Raw genomic sequence first — 19,719 nt, 5'->3', positions numbered from 1 at the left:
ACGCAACCACGCACCAGCAGCACCCACGGCCGATGGTGAACGCCGCGTGACCGAAGGCCCGTGGACGCGCGCCTGATGGTCATCTTCGCCACCGGGTCCGGACACCTGTGCTCCGCCGAACCGGTGTGCGGTGGTCGTGGGCGTCGATGACCATCGGCGCGCACGTCTTCCAGGAAAAGCGTGATGACACTTCGTAACGAGAGACCCGCGGCGGCCGGCTCACGCCGTACCGCGGTGGCGACGGCGCTGGCGCTGGTGCTGGCCGGTGCCGTGGGCGGGGCGGGAACCGCCTTCGGCTCCGCCGACGCCACGGCCGCGTCCCGGCACACGGAGCACCGTGACTGGCTGCCGGACACACCGCAGAACTGGCCGGTGGTGGTGGACCACACCCGTACACCGGCCGAGACCGTCACCCGTGGGCTGCGGCACTACAGCGAGACCTACGACACCGTCGGCGGTCGCCAGCACATGCAGGTGCTCACGGCCGACCTGACCGACCCGAACCTCCGGGTCGGGATGGTGGAGGCCGGCGACACCCTGACCGACCCGGCGGACGAGACGCCGTCCTCGATGGCACACCGCACCGGCGCCGTCGCCGGCGTCAACGGCGACTACTTCGAGATCCACGCCAGTGGACGCCCGCTCGGCGGCATCGTCTCCGGCGGGCACATGCTGAAGAGCCCCGAGCCGGGCTTCGCCTCCCAGTTGGGCGTCAAGCCCGACGGCACCATGGTGATGGGTCCGGAGACGTTCTCCGGCACCATCACCGCGGGCTCCGCGACCCGCCCGCTCACCTCGGTGAACACGGTGAACGACGTGTCCGCCGGCGGCATCACCGAGGTCACCCCCGATCTCGGCGAGACCCCGGACCTGGCCGAGCCGTCCACGCTGGTGCTCGGCCGGGCCACGGACGGCGGCTTCGTCGTCGAGAGCGTGCGGACCGGGGTGACCACCGTGCCCCGGTTGACCGCCGGCCGGCTCGGCCTGCTCGGCGCCGGCGACGGCGGGCAGTGGCTCACCGACAGCCTGCACACCGGTGACGACGTGGGCATCACCACCCGCCTCTCCCCCGACAACGATGTCACCGAGCTGATCAGCGGTGTCGACACCCTGGTGAAGGACGGCAAGGTATACCGGGACCCGACCGGCACCCCGCCCAGCGGCGCCAACCCGGAGACAGCCGTCGGCATCACCGAGGACGGCAAGCACGCCGTCGTCGTCGCCGTCGACGGCCATGGCGGCGCTGCGACTGCCTTCGGCGTGACCAGGGACGAGGTCGCCGGTTACATGGTCGCCCACGGCGCCTGGACCGCGATGCTGTTCGACGGCGGTGGTTCCACCACGATGGTCAGCCGAGCTCCCGGCGCCGACCGGGCCGAAGTCGTCAACACGCCGTCCGACCTGCCCGGCAACACCGAACGCCCGGTCGCCAACGGCATCTTCTTCTACTCCACCGCCAAGGAGCCCGGACCGGCCGCCAAGGTCGTCGTCAACGGCGGGAAGACGCTCACCACCGTCGCCGGCGGCTCCGTCCCGCTGCCGGTGTACGCCGTCGACCGGTTCGCCAACCCTGCGGCCGGGCACACGCGGGTCCGCGTCGAGCCCACCGACCTCGCCACGTACGACGACGGCGTGCTGACCCCGCGCCGCACCGGCACGGGCCGGATCATCGCCTCCGACGGCACGGCCTCCGCCTCCGAGAAGCTGGAGGTCGTCGGAAGGCTCAAGACCCTCACGGTCTCGCCCGACAAGGCCGACCTCGACAACGGCGCCACCCGGCAGCTCACCCTGTCGGCCACCGACAAGGACGGCGACCAGGTGCGGATCCCCGCCGAGGCGGTCACCTGGAAGGTGAACCCGGCGGGCCTCGGCACCGTCGACGCGCACGGCCTGTTCACCGCCGACGCCGACGAGGGCGGACTCGCGGAGGTGACCGCGACGGTCGCGGGCTCCACCGGCACCACGTCGATCGCCGTCGGCAGCGTCCGCAAGGTCATCGACCCGATGACCAGCCTGGACGTCTGGCGGCTGAGCAACAACACCACCGGCAAGCCCGCCACCCTGGCCGCCGACCCCGGCGTCGTCCCGCCGGGATCCGACGAGCCGGGATCGCTGAGGCTGGACTACTCGATGCCGGCCGGGTCCGGGGTGAAGCAGCTGGTGCTCTCTCCGAAGACCACTCTGAAGACCGACACGAACAACGGTCAGGTTCCCACCGGCATCGGTGTGTGGATCAAGGGGGACGGCAACGGCATCGAACTCGCCGAGAAGTACATCGGCGTCAACGGTTCCTCCACCACGCTCTACCCGACGTACGTCACCTGGAAGGACTGGCACCTGGCGGTCGCCCAGCTGCCCGCCGGCATGCAGTTCCCGCTGACCATCAGCTTCATCGACTTCCTGGCGATCAGCCCGAGCACCCCCTACAGCGGCTCGCTCAACGTCGCGGGCCTCCAGGCCCTGTACTCTCCGCGGCCCGTCACGGCGCCCGAGTACCACGCCGTCCCGCAGAACCCCAAGTGGCTGTCCTTCGAGGAGGACTCCGCGGACTTCGCGAGGCACGGCACCACCCTCCTCACCGGTGACGACGCCCATCTGCTCGCCTCCGGCCCCGGGTCGGTGAGCAGCAACGTGATGGACTCGATCGCCGAGCGGCTGCCCTCGCTCACCCCGCAGGCCCGGCCGGACGCCGCCCAGTTCCTCGGCGACATGGCCGACGACGGCAAGCTCGCGGACCTGCGGTTCGCCAAGTCGAAGATGGACGCGCTCGGCGTTCCCGAGCGCGACATCGTCGGCAACCACGAGATCACCCAGGGCGCCGACGCCGAGAACGGCAACTACAGTGACACCTTCGGCGACACCCACTACGCCTACACCCAGGGCGCGGCGCGGCTGATCGTCACGGACAACTCGCACGGAAGCCTTCAGTCCTCGGACCCGTTCCAGGACCCGGAGGGCGCCCAGTACCCCTGGCTGATCCGGCAGTTGACGGACACCACCGCGAAGGACGTACTGGTCGTCACGCACATGCCCGCCTACGACCCGCACCCGGCCGCGAACAGCCAGTTCACGGACCGCTGGGAGGCCCGCATGTATCTGCGGCTGGTGCAGCGCTACCAGCAGACGCACCCGAAGCAGCACGTGATCATGATGTACGGTCACGCCCGCGGCTTCGCCGAGCAGATCCTCGATCCCGAGGGGCGGAGCGTGACCACCGAGGAGGGTGGCGTCCCGCAGTTCACCTTCGCCGACCTCGGCATGCCGGCCTACGCCCCGGCCGACCAGGGCGGCATCTACCACTTCGGTCTGGTCCGGATCGGTGACGACGGCGACCTTCAGTACACCGTGGAGCCCGCGCTCGCGTCGATCACCGTCCACGGTCCGAAGGACCCCGTCGCCAAGGGCGACCACATCGCCCTGAGCGCGACGGGCGAGCAGATCGGCGGCGACGACATCGCACCGCTCACGATCCCGATCGCGGACCCGGCCTCCCACGTCTGGACGTCCAGCGACCCCGAGATCGCCTCGGTGGATCCCGCCACCGGCGCCCTGACCGCCCACCGCCCCGGCACCGTCACCGTCTCGGTGACCGCCGGAGGCGTCACGGGTCGCACCGGGGTCGTCGTCCGGTGACCTGACCCAGGGCCGGGGTGCCCGGGCCCTCTCGGGCACCGCGGCCCGCCGAGGCCGCTCCCGGCGCCGGTCGGGCTCACCGCTGACCTGCCCGCTCCCGCTGACCCTGCGGCGCGGCCCGGGAGGGGGCCCGGACCGCGTCCGCCATGATGCTGACGCCCCACGCCCGAGGCTGGGCGGTTCAGGGGTTCGGGGCGGCCGGGGTCGAGGGGGTGGCGCGGCGTTCGGCCTCCGTGCGGCCGCCCCACACGCCGTACCGCTGGTCGGACGCCGCGGCGAAGCCCGCGCACGGGAGGCGCACCGGGCACTGCCGGCAGATCTCCTGTGCCCTCTGCTCGCGCCGGCGCCGTGCGGAGCCCCGCTCACCTGGCGGTGAGAAGAACACCGAGCTGTCCATGCCCCGGCAGGCGGCCTCGGCCTGCCATTCCCACGTCCGCAGAAGCGGCTTGAGCTGCGTCGTCATCGGCTGGTCCTTCCTTTCGGCTGCGGTCTCATGCGGGGGGGTGTGTGCCCTGTGGGCGGATGTGTGCGGGTCGGCTCACCGCGTGGACGGCGTCGCGGATGAGCCGGGCCACGGCCGTGGGCTGCGAGAGGGTGACGGCGTGCGAGGCACCGTCGATCTCGACCACGGTCGACCCGGCCCGCGCGGCACCGAAGCGCTCCACGTCCGGGGCGATCACCCGGTCGGCGCCGGCCACCAGGGCCCACGACGGTTTGGTCCGCCACGCGGCGGCAGTGGCCTTCTCCTCGAAGGCGGCCAGGGCCAGCGGAGGTTGACACGAGGCGAGCACCTGGGCGACCGGGGCCGAGACATCGGCGGCGAACACCGTCGCGAACGCCTCCACGCCGAGGGTGACCTCGACGCCCTCACCGCCACCGGGGACCGGGTAGCTCCACCGCTGGAGGTCGCCCGCCGGTCCGGTGGCGGGAAATCGGCCCTGGAGTTCGCCGGGGCTCTCCCCCTCCTCCGGCACATGGGCGGCGACGTAGACCAGGGCGACGACGTTGTCGGCGGTGCCCGCCACGGTGATCACCGCCCCGCCGTAGGCGTGCCCGACCAGAACGACGGGGCCGTCGATCTGCGCGGCCACCGACGCGATGCGCGCGGCATCCGCCGCGAGGCCGCGCAGCGGGTTCGGCGGGGCGACGACCGGGATGCCGTGGCTGTGCAGCTCGGCGACGACGCCGAACCAGACCGCCGTGTCGGCGAACGCTCCGTGGACCAGGACGACGGTGGGGGTGGGGGGCATGGCGGGGTTCCTTCCCGGTTCACGGGTGTGTCGGCGAGGGGTGGCCGGCCAGGGGGCGGACGCTGGCGTGCCCGGCGGCCTCGACGGCTTCGCATGGGTGGCCTCGTGGGCAGTGGTGGGATGGGGGCTGCGGCGGCGGGAGACGCCGGCGAACGGGCCGACGGATGGGTCTGGTGCCGGCGGGTGGGCGGCTCAGACGTCGGAGGAGACGGTGGCCTGCCACTCCTTGGGGGTGATGCCGTAGGTCTGCCGGAAGAGGCGGCTGAAGTGGGAGGGGCTGGCGAAGCCCCAGCTGTTGGCCACGGCGGCCACGGTGCGGCGCCGCCCGCGCAGTTCGGCGCGGCAGGCGTCGAGTCTGCGTTGCCGTATCCAGGCGCTCACGGTGGTGCCGCCGGACTGGAAGAGCTTGTGCAGGTAGCGCACCGAGATGTGGTGGGCCCGGGCGATCGACTCGGGCGCGAGGTCCGGGTCCATGAGGTTGTCCTGGATGTGCTGTTGGATCCGCGTCAGCATCTCGTGGGCGCCGGGGGCGGAGCGCCGTCCGCGCGTCTGGAGGACGTCGCCGACGAGGAGGGCCACGAGGTCGGCCGTGTTCAGGGCGAGGCGTCGGCCACCGGTCAGGCGCTGGTGGCGCGGCGTTCTGGCGAGTGCGGTCAGGAACTGCGAGACCAGCGACGTCAGGCCGCTCCTCCCACTGAGGTGGGTGTGCGAGAGCTCGTGCAGGTCGGCCGCCGACGCGTCCAGCAGGCACAGGGGAACACGGAAGAGGGCCAGGTTCTCCCGGCGGGAAAGGAGGTCGGGGCGGAAGGCGCCGCCGATGACGATGTCACCGGGCTCCAACCACAGAAGGGAATCGTGTGGGAAAAGCACTGTCTCGTCGGAGACGTTGACGGCCAGGTACAGGTGTTCGTCGTCGTCGGCGGTCGGCCAGGGCAGGTTGATGAAAGGGCCTGAATCATTTCCCGGGGCCGTAGCGGACGGCGCGTTTCCGGGGGTTTCGGGCATGGCAGGGGTGATCGACCGGGTCACATCGGTCTCCCGTCGTTTTCTTTTCATGTTCAGTTCTTCAGAGAGAAATCCGGACTCAGACGTTCACGTCGGTGTGATCCACCGGATCCGGCTGCTCGGAGAGGAATGCGCCGACGACGTCGTTGAAGGCCGGCGGATTCTCCAGGAAGGGAAAGTGCGAGTTGGCCACCGTGGTGGGGAAGACATGGAGCCGCGCGCTTGGGATCCGCTGGGCGACGAACTGCTGCGACCGCGGGTGGACATGGCTGCCGTCGCATCCGATGACCAGCGTCGGCACATCGACACGGGGCAGCACGTCCCGCCAGTCCTGGGCACAGTGGTCGAAGAGCAGCGGCACCCCCGCGTGCGCGGGGGTGGCCCTGATCTGCTCGGCCACGAAGGAGAGGATCGCGGGGTCGGGGTCGCCGGAGAACATGCCGCGGACGAACTCGTACCGCGCCTGTTCACCACCCGGACCGGCAAGCTCCGCGCCGAGCGCGACCAGACCGGCCACATCGAAGATGGCACCCGACTGCCGTTGCTCCTCGACCGACATCCACGGCACCGCGGCGACGGCCGCGGGCTGGTCCACGGCGACGAAGCGCCGGATACGACCGGTGCCGTACTGGTCGACGAAGCTCCACCACACCGAGGCCCCCATCGACCAGCCCAGGGCGTCGAACCGGTCGAGCCCCAAGTGGTCGACGAGCTCCAGCACATCGGCGGCGAAACGAGCGATGCGATAACCGTGGTACGGCTTGTCGGACACCCCGTGTCCCCGGAAATCCAGGGTGATGACACGGTGCGCGGGGGAAAGTCCCCGGACCTGATGACGGAACATCTCCTGCGTCTGGCCCCAGCCGTGCAGCTTGACCAGAGGGAATCCCTCTCCCCCGCTGTCCCGGTACACCAGGCGCACTCCGTCGCTGGTCGTCAGCTGGTTCACGGCCCCCACGTCGACTCCTTCTCGAACTCCACCGCCACGGCGTGCTCCGCGGCGGCGAGTTACGGATCTGTTTCACGGACCGGGCCTCGGCACGGCTCCCGCATACGGAATTCTGTGCCACCCGACACCGCGCGCACCACCGCGCTCCGTAGTGATCGGCCGGCGAAATCTTCGTCATTCTGTAGGGGGCTGGTACAACACCCCGGCGCCGCGTAGTGATCGGCCGGCGCGTATTTCGTCACTCTGTAGGGCGGGCGGTTCCGCCCGGCACCGGTGCCGCCCCGCGCTCTCGCGCACCGGGCGGCGCCCCGGTCAGACGGCGGGCTGGACGTCGCTCTGCGCCTGGAGCAGTTCAAGGGCGCGCAGGCCCAGGTGCAGGACCAGTCGGTCACCGCCGCTGTCCAGGTCGAGGCCGGTGATCTCCTGGATCTGACGCAGCCGGTAGTACAGCGAGGTGCGGTGGATCTGCAGGGCCTCGGCCGTGCGCGGGATCGATCCGGCGTGTTCGAGGAAGCACCGCAGCGTCTCCTCCAGGCGCTGGCCGCCGGGGCTGTCCAGCAGCCGGCGCAGCGGTGTGGGCAGCAGTGACGGGGTGAGGGCGTGGTCCGGTACTTGGAGGAGTACGGCGAGTTCGCCCAGCGACTCCCATGCGCCGACGCCCTTGAGGTGGGGCAGGCGGCGCGCGGCACGGGCCGCGACCCGCGCCTGCGCGTGCGAGGTCCAGGCGTCGGCGAGGCCGTCGTGGGTGCCGCCGATGCCGAGCACGGGGGCGGCCGAGGCTTCCAGGTAGGCGGCGAGGGCCTCCCGGACGGCCGTGGCCTGTTCCCCCAGTTCCTGTGCCGTCAACGGCCGGGCCGAGACCTGGAGGAGGACCGCGCCGTCCGGCGTGGCGGCCATGACGCCGTCCGCCGAGCGAGTGCGCAGGAACTTCTCCAGGGACGCGCGCAGCGCGATCTCCACCTGTCCCGGCGGCTCCACCGAGCGGGAGACCTGGACGACGCTCACCACCGCGTGCGGGGCGTCGGGCAGGACGCCGCCGTCCAGGATCTGCCGACGCGCCGCGGCGCGGGCCGTCTCACCGGTGCCGAAGAGGGAGTCCAGTGTCTCCTGCAGGTCCACCTCGTCGGCGGAGGCGGCCAGTTGGTCCGCGCGGAGCTGGGCGCTGATCGCGGGCACCGCCTGCGCGACACGGTCGGTCTCCTCGCGGGTGAGCGTTCCCTCCGGTGCGACGACCATCAGCAGGCCGAGCAGTTCGCCGCGCTCGCGCAGCGGAACGCAGTAGCGGGTGAGCAGCCCGAGGTCGTCGCAGGCCGGGATGAACCCCGGCTGGGTCCAGCGGGCCACGCCCTGGTCGAGGACGTACCGGATGGCGACGTCGTCGGCCCGGCCGCGCAGCAAGCTGCGTATGCGGACCGGGTCCTCGTCGCCGAAGTGCTGGCTGGAGCAGATCAGCCGTACCAGGGGGTCGTCGACGACCACGGACCGCTGCAGCCGTTCGGCGAGTTCCTCGATCAGTTCCTGCAGCGCGTCGCTGCCCACCCGGACTCGCAGTCGTCGCTCCGCCATGGCGTCTCCCTCCCTCTGACCGGGCCTTTCTACAAGCCGTGAAAGGGGAGGTTCAAATGTTCAACAAGGTGCGGAAGACCTTGCCGGAGGCCGCGGGAGCTGCCCGGTGGGCGCGGCAGGGACGGGTGGGGAGGCGTCGGCGGCCCCGCCGGGGCGGGGAAACGCCGGTTGTTTGCCTCACAGCGCACCGCCCCGGGTCCCCGAGCGCACAAAAGGGCTGCCGTCCTTGCTCTGGCAGGTCAGGCGGCACCCGCGCAAGAGTGCACTCACGGGAAATCTCCGGTGCACTCGGAGAACACTGGGCCGGAGTGACGCGCCGGGGTCAGCAGGTGCGGCCGACGTAGTGGGCGCCCTGGATCTTGGTGGCGGAGCCCAGCCAGGTCCTGCCCGGGGCGACGCAGCGCTCGTAGTCGGGCGCCAAGGCCACCTCGACCTTGATCACCACATGGGAGCCGTCGGAGGTGCAGTGGTTGTAGTAGGCGTCGGAGCCGGTCTCGTAGAAGCCGCACGGATCGGCGGCCGCCGGGGTCGCGGTGGCGGTGCCGGCGCCGAGGAAGGCGAACGCGAGGGCGAAGGAACCGAGGGCACTGGTGAGCTGACGACGGACACGCACGACGAACTCCTTGTGGGATGCGGGAGCGAACAAGCCGTACCGCCGGGGCGGCGGGGCCGCCCGGTCGGGCACGCGCCCATGCTCACGGACCGCGGGGGCCCGTTACGCCTCCTGCCTCCCGATGTCACCCGCCGAATCATTTCCTCGGTACGCCATCCGGGTCACGGATCCGGACGCGCGCCCGGTTCTCCCCCGGGCCGACGGAAGACGTGGCCCCTCTCCTCCCGCCGCGGGTCGTCGGCCGGCCAGGGTTCGGCCGCGGCCGGCGGACCGGCCCCTGGGACGAGCGCGGCGCACATCGCGCTCCGCTGCCGGCGACGTACGTGACCTCACTGGACCGCAACCGCCCGGCCGGGGGGGAGGGCGGTCACTGCTTCAGCGTGTAGAAGTGGATCGGCGAGTTCGGCTTGAAGCCGATGCGGGGATACACGGGCGCTCCCGCCGCGGTCGCGTGCAGTGTGGCGCGGGTCAGGCCGGTGGCCCGGGCTCCCTCGTACAGGGCCTTGCGCGTCACCGCCTCCCCGTAGCCCCTGCGCTGCCAGTCCGGCGAGGTGGCGACCAGCACGACGAACAGGCGGCCCTCCGCCTCGACGGTTCCGGCGCATGCCACCGGGACGCCGTCCCGCAACCCCAGGTAGGCATGCACCTGGTTCTTCCACAGCACCGAGCCGAGGAGTCCGTCGCGACCGTCCTCCAGCGGGAAGCCGTAGGCCCGTGAGTTCAGGTCCGCGTACGCCCGCAGGTCTTCCTCGGTGGTCACGCGCACGAACGTCAGGTCCGGGTGGGACGGTTCGGGGACGGGGAGGAGGTCGCCGGCCATTCCGGTGCCGGGGAAGGCGTACTCAAGGCCCGCCTCCTCGGCCGCGGTCCGTACGCCCGCACGCACCTCGTCGTCGAGGAGGTCCTCGAAGAGCCACAGGAACCCCGGGTGCCGCTTCGCCCGCATGATGTCCGCCGCCTGGCCCAGGCGTTCCTCGACCAGCGCCGTGTCCGCGTCGGCCTCCGTCAAGGTGACGCAGTTCCAGAAGGGGAACCGGCAGTCGGCCCAGCGGACGGCGATACCCGGGAGGTCCCGCACATCGGCGTCCGGGTCACGGTCGAGCACCATGGCGCGCCAGACCACGGCGAGCTGCTCCATCGATTCGACCGACTCCGCACGATCCTTACGATCCGTCACTTCGCCTCCTGGCGGGTGGAGTTGTCGCAGCCTACCCAGTCCCGTTGGCTACAAGTGCTCAACGCACCAGGCCGGCCGGGGAGTTTCTTGTCATCGACTCTTGACGGGTCTGGTCCAGACCTTTAGGTTCACCGGCCAGCAGCATCTACGCATACGACCAGCACTCACGTTCATGAACGCCTTCGTTCATGCCTGGCCCCCCTCCCGGGCCCGGCCGAGAAGGGAGCATCGGATGCAACAGGTGAGATCCGGCGCGGCACGCATCCCCATGTGGCTGGCCTTTCTCCTCGCGGCGCTGGTCAGCCTGACAGCGCAGCCACCCGCGCGGGCCGCGGCGGCCGCCGAGCCGTTCCGCGTACTGGCGCTGTACAACGGCACATGGGACGCGGCACACATCAGCTTCGTCCGCGAAGCCAACCAGTGGTTCCCCCAGCAGGCAGCCGCGAACGGCTTCACCTACACCGCCAGCAACAACTGGGACCTCCTCGCGAACGGCGGTGTCAACAACTACCAGGTGGTCCTCTTCCTCGACGACCTGCCCCAGTCGGCCGCCCAACGAGCGGGCTTCGAGCAGTACATGCGCGGCGGCGGCGCCTGGATGGGCTTCCACGTCTCGGCCTTCACCACCGATGCGCAGAGCTGGCCGTGGTACCACAACCAGTTCCTGGGCAGCGGGAACTTCCGCTCGAACACCTGGGGACCGACCACGGCCGTCCTGCGCGTGGAGGACCGTACGCACCCCTCGACCCGGAACCTGCCCGCCACCTTCACCTCGTCGGTGAGCGAGTGGTACAGCTGGTCCAACGACCTGCGCCAGAATCCCGACATCAAGATCCTGGCCTCCGTCGACCCCAGCAGCTTCCCGCTCGGCACCGACCCCAACCAGACGTGGTACAGCGGGTACTACCCGATCCTGTGGACGAACACCAAGTACAAGATGCTGTACGCGAACTTCGGCCACAACGCGATGAACTACGACACCGACACGGCCCTGTCGTCCACCTTCGCCAGCGCCACGCAGAACCAGTTCCTCCTGGACGGGCTGAAGTGGCTGGGCGGAGCGGCGTCGTCCCAGCCGCCCACGGACGGCATCTCCGAGACCGCCTGGTACACGCTGCGCAACGCCGGGAACGGAACGTGTGTCGACGCCCGTGCCGCCGGCACGGCCAACGGGACCGTCGTCCAGCAGTACACCTGCAACTCCACCACGGCACAGCAGTTCCAGTTCCGCTCCACCGACAGCGGCTACATGCGCATCGCCGCCCGCGGCAATCCGCAGCAGGTCATCGATGTCGTCGACCGTTCCACAGCGGACAACGCGCCCTTGCAGCTGTGGTCCTACGGTGGTGGCACCAACCAGCAGTGGCTGCCGGTGAAAGAGGCCGCCGGGCGGTACCACTTCACCGCCCGGCACAGCGGAAAGTGCCTGACCGCGTCCGGCACGGCCGCCGACAGCGTCCAGCTCACCCAGCGGACATGTGACGGGTCCACCGCCCAGAGCTTCCAACTGGCCGCCCAGCCCTGATCGCTCGGCCCCCGGTCCCGCCACCGGGGCCGTGTCGATGACCTGGCCCCGGTGAGCGGAGGTTCTGCGGTTCGGTGCAGCGGCGGGGCCGGAGGTCGGGCTCGGCTCCGCTTCAACTCCCCTTCTCCGCGCGGCGCGAGGCACCTGCGCAGCGCGAGTAGGATGATCGAACACATGGCCTGAACCGCTCACCCGCGCAACGGAGCTGCTATGACGACCGACTCACCGCCGCCCCTGGAGATCGACACCAGCAAGGCGCATCCCGCGCGGGTCTACGACTGGCTGTTGGGCGGCAAGGACAACTACCCGGTCGACGAGGCCGTGGGAGAGCGGCTGCCGGCCGAGGCGCGGGACGCGGCACGACAGAACCGTCAGTTCATGCACCGGGCCGCCGCCTGGCTCGCCCGGCAGGGGATCGACCAGTTCCTGGACATCGGTACGGGCATCCCCACCCAGCCCAATCTCCACCAGATCGTCCAGGAGATCGTGCCGACGGCGAAGGTCGTCTACACCGACAACGACCCGATCGTCCTGCGCCACGCCGAGGCGCTGCTGATCAGCAGCGACGAAGGCGTCACCGACTACATCCAGGCCGATGTGCGGGAGCCGGACTCCATCGTCCGTCACGCCCGCCGGATCCTGGACTTCGACCGGCCGATCGCGCTGTCGCTGATCGCGCTGATGCACTTCGTCACCGACGAGCAGGACGCCCACGGAATCGTCCGGAACCTGGTCGCCACGCTGCCGCCGGGCAGTCACCTGGTGCTGTCGCACGCCGCGTCCGACCTCTATCCGGAACTCGCCGCGCAGGTCACGGCCGAGTACGCCAAGGGCGGCATCAAGCTCGGTTTCCGGTCGCGCCCGGAGGTGGAGCGCTTCTTCGACGGCCTGGACCTCGTGCCGCCCGGCCTGGTGACCGCCACGGAGTGGGGCGTGCCGGGTACGGACACGGTGCCGGAGGGGAGCGGGATCTACGCGGCGGTGGCCCGCGTTCCCTGACCGCGGTACGGGTGGGGCGGCGGTGCGCCGCCCCACCGCGTCGATTTGCCTTCGAGTGGGCTCCAGCCTCCACACTGATCGCGACGAGAAGGCCGGCATCCGTGCCAGGGCAGAACGGCGGCAGCAGATGGCAACGACGAGTGGGGCGGGGCATCCCCTGCCGTACGACACCTACCGTGAGGCGATCGAGCGGGAGACCCGCCGGTTCGCCGAGGCGGTGCGGGGCGCCGACCCGGCGAGCGCCGTCCCCTCCTGTCCCGACTGGACGCTGGCCGATCTCGCCCGGCACGTGGGGACGTTGCAGCGCTGGTTCGGCACGCTGCTGACCCAGCGCGTGCAGGAGCCTCCGCGCAGCCGTGAGGTGGAACTGGGGTTGCCGGACGACCCCCGGGACTACGCCGACTGGGTGGCGGCCGGGGTGCCCGGGGTGGCGGCCGTACTGCGGGACACGGATCCGGACGCGGCGATGTGGGCCTGGGGCGAGGACCGGCACGCCCGGTTCTGGGCCCGCCGGATGCTCTGCGAGACGCTGGTGCACCGGGTGGACGCGGAGCGCGCCGTCGGCCGGGAGCCGGACCTCGACCCCGTACTGGCGGCGGACGGCGTGGACGAGTTCCTCGTCAACCTGCCCTACGCGGGGCTCTTCGCTCCCGGTGTGACGAAGCTGCGCGGCGACGGCGAGATCGTCGCGTTCCTCCGCACGGGCCCCGGTGGCGCGGCCGGTGAGCAGTGGCGGGTACGGCTCGACGCGGACGGCTTCCGGCTGCTGCCGCCGGCCGGTGGGGACGCCGGGTCCGAGCCGGAGACGGTGACGGTGCGCGGGGAGGCGGCGGATCTTCTGCTGCTGCTGTACGGGCGGCGGTCGTACCAGGAGCCCGTCTTCGACGTCTCGGGAGACCGCACGGTCCTCGATCGCTGGTTCGCGCACACGGCCTTCTGATCCGGTGGCGGCCCGGGGCGCCGCGCACCGTGCTCAGCCGGGCGGTGGCGCGACCGGCACGGACGGCTGGTCGGCCGGGAGGCGGACGGCGAGCGCCGCGATGTCGTCCTGCAGACGGTCGCCGCTGTAGTCCAGCAGGTCCTGGTGGAGCCGTTCCAGGAGCTCCCGGGGCGGCAGGGAGCTCCAGGAACGCAGGCGCTGGAGCAGGGGGTAGAAGGAGCCGGCCGCGTCACGCGTCTCCGTGATGCCGTCCGTGTACAGCAGGAGCTGGTCACCGGGCCGGAAGGAGTAGGCGTCCACGTGGTACGGCTCCCCCAGCAGCATCCCCAGGTTCAGCGGCGGCGCCGACCGCCCCCTGTCGAGTTCGCACACCTCGCCGGAGCGGATGCGGACCGGGGGTGGATGGCCGCAGTTGACGACGCGGATCAGCGGCTCCCCGAGGGGGATCTCGGCGAAGACCGCGGTGACGAACCGTTCGCCCACCTCACCACCGCCCAGCAGCACGGCCCTGCGGTTCATGCTCGTCTCCACCCGGTCGGCCAGGGCGGGCAGCGCGGGTTCGTCGTGCGCCGCCTCGCGGAACGCGCCGAGCAGGGCCGCGGCGGTCTCCACCGCGAGCAGCCCCTTGCCCCGGACGTCGCCGATGAGCAGCCGGACGCCGTACCGGGTGGGGACGGCCTCGTACAGGTCGCCGCCGATGCGTGCCTCCGCGGCGGCGGACCGGTAGAGGCTCTCCAGGTGGAGGCTGCCGATCCGGTGCGGAACCGGTCGGAGCAGGACCCGCTGGGCGATGTCGGCCACGAAGCGTACGTCGGCCAGCGTGCGCTCGCGGCGGACTCGGTGTGCCGCCAGGATCATGCCGAGGACGCCGACCAGGCCGGTGCAGATGTAGGAGGCCACATAGTGGCGGTCCCACAGGTAGCCGACCTCGCGGCCCGCGCAGCACGGGGTACCGGCCAGCACCCCTTCCAGGACGGCGGCGAACACGGTGGCGCCGCCGACGGCGACCGGGCCGTGGGCGAAGGCGGCCACGAGCGGCAGGGCGATCAGCACGAAGCTCACCGGCCACTCCACGGGCGTCGCGGGTTCCAGCAGCAGAAGGGCCGCGACGTACAGGACCGGTAGCCATCGCATCCATGCCGGAGGGGCCGACAACTGCGTCCGCGCACCGGCTCCGTCCTCCGGCACCTCCCGACCGGTATGTCCAGGCTTCGGCATACGTGGTCTTCGCACACGGACTCCTGTCACAGGAACTCGACAAGACGTCCAGCCTGGTGCGCGGGCCCGCGACGCGCCGTGATTGCTCCACTCAACGGCATGTTCCGGCACGGGCATTGACTCCATGGGCGCGCACTGGTTCAGTGGCTCAGCCACTGAACCAGTGAACATCTCACCGCGGAACCCCTGTGTTGCCGGAGGCCGGAGTGGAAGCACTGCCACGCGAGACGATCGTCGACGTACTGGAGAGGAAGCTGCGCGAGGACATCCTCGCCGGGCGTCACCCGGCCGGGAGCTATCTGCCGCCGGAACGCGAGCTGGCCGACGGGTTCGGGGTCACCCGCACCACCCTCAAACACGCCTTCGGCCGGCTGGTGCAGTCCGGGCTGCTGGAGACTCGCCACGGGGTGGGGACGCGCGTACGGGACTTCCTGCGCCTGGGCGGAGCCGATCTGCTGCCCATGCTCGTGCGCCACAGCCCCGACTGGATCGGTGAGATCTTCGAGGTACGCCGCAGCATCGGTGCGTTGATCGCCGAACGCGCCGCGGCCCGCGCCACGGCGGCCGACACCGCCGCACTGCGCCGGCTGCTGGCGGCCGTCGCCGAAGCGGACGGCGGCGACCCGGCGCAGCTCGCGGACGCCGAGGTGCACCGGGCGCTGGCCCGGGCCACGGGCAACCGCGTCTACGTGCTGCTGACCAACACCCTGTTCAACGCGTACCTGCCGGTGCGCGCCGCGCTGGCCGGACCGTTCGAGGACGCCCGGGCCGCGCACGACCGCCTGGCACCGGTCGTCGAGGCGGTGGCGGCCGGCGACCCGGACGCGGCACGCACCGCCGCCGGGCACTACCTGTCGGCGACGGAGCGCATCATGCTCGAAGGGCTCGCGCGCTCCGGCGGGCGCCGGGGGGACGCCTCGTGACCCCGCGCGGAACGGTGTTCCGGGAGACGATGCTGGGCCGGGTCCGCCTGGCCGGCGACGCGGCCGACCGCCCCGTACGGCTGGACCTGCTGGCCCGTGCGGACAGCCTGGTGCTGCCCCACCGCACGACCCGGGCGCGGCTGACGGGACGCCTCCGGATAGCGGGACGGGCCGACGACCCCTCGGCCGAGGGCGAGTTGGAGATCTCGCTGCTGGCGCGCCGCCGGATCCGCTACCGGCTCGGCTTCGACCTGGAGGGCCGGCGGCTGCTGCTGGACGGCTGGAAGTCGGTGTCGTTCAGGCGTCCCCTGTCCTCGATGACCGTCCTGCCGTACACGCTCTACGAGGACGGCGCACGCGTCGGCGAGGGCACCCTGCGCTTCCCGATCGCCACCGGTCTGCTGCCCTTCCTCGCCGGGTTCCGGTTCCCGCGGGCGGGCGGGTCCGCCGCCGACCGGTATCTGGCGCCGCGCTGGGACGGCACGCCGGGGCGGACGGAGGTCTGGTACACGACCCTGACCGATCCGGCGACCGGCACCGGTGTCTGGCTGCACCACGAACTCGTCGCCCCACGCGACGGCGCGCCCGCCTACGCGCACGGCTGGATCGCCGTGTTCCCCAAGGAGGGCCCGGTGGAACACGCCCGGTTCGGACCGGTGCCCTGGGCGGGTCGGCAGGGCGGCCACGGGGGCCGCACCGACACCGACGGCTCCACCGCCCGGACCGACACCGCGACGGACGGCTGGACCGATCGGACTGGCGCCCCGACCGACGGCTGGCCCGACCGGACCGGCACCCCGACCGACGGCTGCACCGACCGGACCGACGCCCCGACCGACAGCTGGCCCGACCAAACCGACACCCCGACCGACGGCTGGCCCGACCGGACCGGCACCGCGACCGGTCGGGCCGACGGCTTCGTCGCCGGGGGCGTCGGTGTCGCGCCCGGTCGGCTGACCGGTTCGGCGGGGTCGTTCACCTGGGCGCTCACCGAGGAGCTCCAGGGTCCGCCGCTGCACACGTTTCCGCGCTGGTCCTGGCGGCGTCCCTGGCTGCCGGCCACGCACCTGCTGCCCGCCACCCGTGCCCGCTACACGGGAACCGTCCGCCACGGGACCCGCGAGCTACGGCTCACGGACGCTCCCGGCGCGAGCGCGCGTATCTTCGGGCACGGCAACGCCCGCCGCTGGGCCTGGCTCCACGCCGACCTCGGGGGCGGTGACGTCCTGGAGATCGTCGCCGCCGTGTCGACGCGGCGCGGGCTCGACCGGCTGCCCCCTCTGGTGTTCCTCCGCCTGTACCGCAACGGCCGCACCTGGCCCCGGCGGGTGGAGCGGACCGCCGTGGGCTGGGCGGGCATCGGCCGGTTCCGCGCGGACATCGGACTGCCGCGCTGGCGGGTCGAGGGCCGTGCGGGCCTGCGGCGCATCCGGGTGACGGTGACCCAGCCGCCGGACGGGACGCTCGCCCTCGACTACACCGACCCGGACGGTACCGCCGCCGTGTGCCACAACAGCGAGCGGGCGGACGCGGACGTGCGCGTGGAGCGCTGGTGGGGCCGGTGGCGGCCGGAGGCGGCATGGCGGCTGTCGGGCACCGCACACGCGGAGGTCGGGGGCCGATGAGCACGACTCCCCCCGCCCTGACGGGACTCGTGGCCGCGGTTCTCGCCGACGACGGCACGGCCGAGTGGACCAGGGCGGTACCCCGGCGCGTCGCGGCCCTGCTCGACGTCATGCCGGCCCCGGCACGCGCGGCCGTGCGCGGCGCCGCCGTGGCGATCGACGCGTACGCCGTCGCCCTCACCGGCAGGCGGCTGTCCGCACTCGGCGCGGAGGAACGAGAGCACGTCATGACGTCGCTCGCCGCGCACCCGGCTCTGCTGCCGCTGCTGGACGCGGTCAAGGTACCGCTCCTGCTGGCCGCCGGCACCGAACGCATGCTGCACCGCGACCCGACGCCCTCGGTGTCCGCACCGGCGCATCAGCCGCTCGACGGCACGCCCTCGCAGGCCGCACCTCTGGAGTCCTCGCCCTGGGGCCCCACCCCTTCGCCAACCACGTCGTCGGGGCCCCCGCCCGACGATCCCCCGCTCGACTGCACGCACTCCTCCGGCTGGCCCACCCGGTCCACCGCCGACGCGGTCGTCGTGGGGTCGGGGGCGGGTGGCGCGATGGCCGCGCGGACGCTCGCCGCTGCCGGGATGCGCGTGCTCGTCGTCGAAGAGGGCGAGCACCACTCCACCGCGTCGTTCGGCCGTCGGGCGCCGCTCGACCGCTTCACGAGCCTGTACCGGGACGGCGGCGCGACCGTAGCCGTGGGGAGTCCCCCGCTGGTCCTGCCCGTGGGCCGTGCGGTCGGCGGTACGACCGTCGTCAACTCGGGAACGTGCTACCGGACACCGGAACACGTGGTCGCCCGCTGGCTCAGCCGGTACGGGTTCGCCGCCGCCGAGGACTTCTCCACGTGCCTGGACGAGGTCGAACGCCTGCTGCGGGTGGCACCGCAGCCGCTGGACGTCCTCGGCGCCAACGGCCGGCTCGCCCTGGCCGGGGCCCGGGAACTCGGCTGGACCGCCGCGCCCCTGCGGCGCAACGCCCCCGGCTGCCGGGGCTCCTGCCAGTGCGTCGTCGGCTGCCCCACCGGCGCCAAGCAGAGCGTCCAGCTGTCCGTGCTTCCCGAGGCGTGCGCGTCCGGCACACGCATCGTGACGGGCGCCCGGGTACGGCGAATCCTCACCGACCGCGACGGGCCGGGCGGTCCACGGGCCGCCGGGGTGCTCGCCCACCGTCCGGACGGCAGCGAACTGGAGATCCTCAGCCCCTTGGTCGTGGTCGCCGCCGGGGCCCTCCACACCCCGCCGCTGCTGCGCCGCTCCGGCCTGGGCGGGCACCCGCGGCTCGGCCGCAACCTCAGCGTGCACCCCGCCATCAGCGTCGCGGGCCGCTTCGGCCGTCCGGTCACCGCCTGGCAGGGCGTCCTGCAGAGCGTCGGCGTGGAGCACCTGCGGGCCGACGGCATCCTGATCGAGGCGACCGCGGCGCCTGCGGGCCTGACTTCCTTCGTGCCGCCGGGGATCGGCCGGGAACTGCGGCGGGAACTCGAACAGGCGGACCGGCTGGCGACGCTCGGCGCCATGATCGCCGACCGCCCGTCGGGCCGGGTCCTCGGCCGTGACCGCCCACTGCCGCGCTACCGCCTCGCGGCGCGTGACGCCGGCCGGCTGCTGCGGGCCCAACGGGCCATGGGGCGTCTGCTGTTCGCCGCCGGCGCCGAGGAGGTGCTGACGGGCGTCCCCCGGGCCCCGCGCGCCCGCACCCCTGCCGAGCTGGAGGCCGTGCTCGACACAGTCAGCGCGCGCCACCTGCACCTCTCCGCGTTCCACCCCACCGGTACGGCGGCGGCAGGCGCCGACCCCGAGTGGTCGCCGGCCGACCCGGAGGGGTGGTTGCGCGGCGTACACGGCGTACTGATCGCCGACGGTTCCGTCCTGCCGAGCTGTCCGAAGGTGAACCCTCAGCTGAGCATCATGGCCGCCGCCCTGGCCGTGACCCGGCGTTTCGTGACACGCGCCGGGTGACGGGAGGCGCGCCCGATGCCCGGTCCGGGGTGCCCGCGAGCCTGGCCGACGACACCCGGCAGGGCACGGGCCGCCCCGGCCCTCGATCCCCGCGCCGCCCGTGACACCCCCCTGCCCAGCCCCCACACCTCGGCCCCCCACAGGCCAGGCGTCCGCTCACCTCGGCTCGGCACGCGCCACCCGCACCCATCGACGACCACACCGGTCGCGGTACCGGCCACCCCGACACACAGACCCAGTCATCCGCCCCACCGGCCCCCGTCCCCCGGCGGCCACCCCACAGGCCGGGCGCCCGCCCCGGCCACCCCGGCACACAGACCCGGCCATCCGCCCACCCCGAC

General features: G+C 72.4%; 15 protein-coding genes. 7 read left to right on the top strand and 8 right to left on the bottom strand.

All coding sequences use genetic code 11. The features are described from left to right. The first annotated feature begins 183 nt into the window (after positions 1-183). Positions 184-3,633 carry a phosphodiester glycosidase family protein gene (locus C3492_RS28515; RefSeq protein WP_146075731.1) on the top strand — a complete coding sequence of 1,150 codons (3,450 nt, stop codon included), beginning with the start codon at positions 184-186 and terminating at the stop codon, positions 3,631-3,633. 181 nt (positions 3,634-3,814) lie between these two features. Here C3492_RS28515 and C3492_RS28510 read toward each other — a convergent pair whose 3' ends face one another. The 7 genes from C3492_RS28510 to C3492_RS28480 form a co-directional block, all read right to left on the bottom strand. After that, complete coding sequence (locus C3492_RS28510; RefSeq protein WP_103815408.1) at positions 3,815-4,096, bottom strand: WhiB family transcriptional regulator; 282 nt, start codon at positions 4,094-4,096, stop codon at positions 3,815-3,817. A gap of 28 nt (positions 4,097-4,124) precedes the next feature. Further along, complete coding sequence (locus C3492_RS28505) at positions 4,125-4,883, bottom strand: alpha/beta fold hydrolase (RefSeq protein WP_103815406.1); 759 nt, start codon at positions 4,881-4,883, stop codon at positions 4,125-4,127. Between the two features lie 192 nt (positions 4,884-5,075). Further along, entirely contained in the window at positions 5,076-5,723 is a 648-nt protein-coding gene (locus C3492_RS28500) for a helix-turn-helix domain-containing protein (protein ID WP_258055931.1), read from the bottom strand. Positions 5,724-5,967: 244 nt separating this feature from the next. Then, positions 5,968-6,837 carry an alpha/beta fold hydrolase gene (locus C3492_RS28495; RefSeq protein WP_258055930.1) on the bottom strand — a complete coding sequence of 290 codons (870 nt, stop codon included), beginning with the start codon at positions 6,835-6,837 and terminating at the stop codon, positions 5,968-5,970. 312 nt (positions 6,838-7,149) lie between these two features. Then, a complete protein-coding gene (locus tag C3492_RS28490) occupies positions 7,150-8,403 on the bottom strand; it encodes a CdaR family transcriptional regulator (RefSeq protein WP_103815400.1) in 1,254 nt (417 codons plus the stop codon). A gap of 322 nt (positions 8,404-8,725) precedes the next feature. Further along, complete coding sequence (locus C3492_RS28485; RefSeq protein WP_103815573.1) at positions 8,726-9,016, bottom strand: DUF6355 family natural product biosynthesis protein; 291 nt, start codon at positions 9,014-9,016, stop codon at positions 8,726-8,728. Positions 9,017-9,383: 367 nt separating this feature from the next. Next, entirely contained in the window at positions 9,384-10,154 is a 771-nt protein-coding gene (locus C3492_RS28480; protein WP_181140602.1) for a GNAT family N-acetyltransferase, read from the bottom strand. Between the two features lie 271 nt (positions 10,155-10,425). Between C3492_RS28480 and C3492_RS28475 the strand changes: the two genes are divergently transcribed. The 3 genes from C3492_RS28475 (at position 10,426) to C3492_RS28465 (ending at position 13,657) form a co-directional block, all read left to right on the top strand. Continuing rightward, positions 10,426-11,718 (top strand): ThuA domain-containing protein, encoded by a 1,293-nt coding sequence (locus tag C3492_RS28475; protein WP_103815397.1) that lies wholly within the window; start codon positions 10,426-10,428, stop codon positions 11,716-11,718. A gap of 210 nt (positions 11,719-11,928) precedes the next feature. Continuing rightward, complete coding sequence (locus C3492_RS28470; protein WP_103815395.1) at positions 11,929-12,717, top strand: SAM-dependent methyltransferase; 789 nt, start codon at positions 11,929-11,931, stop codon at positions 12,715-12,717. Positions 12,718-12,844: 127 nt separating this feature from the next. After that, complete coding sequence (locus C3492_RS28465; RefSeq protein ID WP_103815571.1) at positions 12,845-13,657, top strand: maleylpyruvate isomerase family mycothiol-dependent enzyme; 813 nt, start codon at positions 12,845-12,847, stop codon at positions 13,655-13,657. 33 nt (positions 13,658-13,690) lie between these two features. Here C3492_RS28465 and C3492_RS28460 read toward each other — a convergent pair whose 3' ends face one another. Then, a complete protein-coding gene (locus C3492_RS28460) occupies positions 13,691-14,791 on the bottom strand; it encodes a PP2C family protein-serine/threonine phosphatase (protein ID WP_103815393.1) in 1,101 nt (366 codons plus the stop codon). Positions 14,792-15,081: 290 nt separating this feature from the next. On the opposite strand from C3492_RS28460, the gene C3492_RS28455 reads away from it, so the two are divergent. Genes C3492_RS28455 through C3492_RS28440 form a run of 3 tightly spaced genes read left to right on the top strand, consistent with a single transcriptional unit; the run spans position 15,082 to position 19,378 of the window. Then, positions 15,082-15,798: a FadR/GntR family transcriptional regulator gene (locus C3492_RS28455; protein ID WP_103815391.1), complete on the top strand. Its 717-nt coding sequence runs from the start codon at positions 15,082-15,084 to the stop codon at positions 15,796-15,798. A gap of 29 nt (positions 15,799-15,827) precedes the next feature. Then, on the top strand, positions 15,828-17,423 hold the full coding sequence (locus tag C3492_RS46085) for a hypothetical protein (RefSeq protein WP_258055951.1): 1,596 nt from the start codon (positions 15,828-15,830) through the stop codon (positions 17,421-17,423). After that, on the top strand, positions 17,420-19,378 hold the full coding sequence (locus C3492_RS28440; RefSeq protein WP_103815569.1) for a GMC family oxidoreductase: 1,959 nt from the start codon (positions 17,420-17,422) through the stop codon (positions 19,376-19,378). Before C3492_RS46085 ends, C3492_RS28440 begins: the two co-directional genes overlap by 4 nt. Positions 19,379-19,719: the final 341 nt, after the last annotated feature.

The organism is Streptomyces sp. Ru62 (assembly GCF_002920615.1).
Taxonomy (GTDB): Bacteria; Actinomycetota; Actinomycetes; order Streptomycetales; family Streptomycetaceae; genus Streptomyces.
Note: the sequence above shows the minus strand (reverse complement) of the source record. Positions and strands in the feature narration are given on the sequence as shown.

Bases quoted from the DNA above. Each gene is read 5' to 3' on its own strand.
- C3492_RS28515 (WP_146075731.1), top strand. From the start codon at position 184: ATGACACTTCGTAACGAGAGACCCGCGGCGGCCGGCTCACGCCGTACC.
- C3492_RS28510 (WP_103815408.1), bottom strand. From the start codon at position 4,096: ATGACGACGCAGCTCAAGCCGCTTCTGCGGACGTGGGAATGGCAGGCC.
- C3492_RS28505 (WP_103815406.1), bottom strand. From the start codon at position 4,883: ATGCCCCCCACCCCCACCGTCGTCCTGGTCCACGGAGCGTTCGCCGAC.
- C3492_RS28490 (WP_103815400.1), bottom strand. From the start codon at position 8,403: ATGGCGGAGCGACGACTGCGAGTCCGGGTGGGCAGCGACGCGCTGCAG.
- C3492_RS28480 (WP_181140602.1), bottom strand. From the start codon at position 10,154: ATGGAGCAGCTCGCCGTGGTCTGGCGCGCCATGGTGCTCGACCGTGAC.
- C3492_RS28475 (WP_103815397.1), top strand. From the start codon at position 10,426: ATGCAACAGGTGAGATCCGGCGCGGCACGCATCCCCATGTGGCTGGCC.
- C3492_RS28470 (WP_103815395.1), top strand. From the start codon at position 11,929: ATGACGACCGACTCACCGCCGCCCCTGGAGATCGACACCAGCAAGGCG.
- C3492_RS28465 (WP_103815571.1), top strand. From the start codon at position 12,845: ATGGCAACGACGAGTGGGGCGGGGCATCCCCTGCCGTACGACACCTAC.
- C3492_RS28460 (WP_103815393.1), bottom strand. From the start codon at position 14,791: ATGCGATGGCTACCGGTCCTGTACGTCGCGGCCCTTCTGCTGCTGGAA.
- C3492_RS46085 (WP_258055951.1), top strand. From the start codon at position 15,828: ATGCTGGGCCGGGTCCGCCTGGCCGGCGACGCGGCCGACCGCCCCGTA.
- C3492_RS28440 (WP_103815569.1), top strand. From the start codon at position 17,420: ATGAGCACGACTCCCCCCGCCCTGACGGGACTCGTGGCCGCGGTTCTC.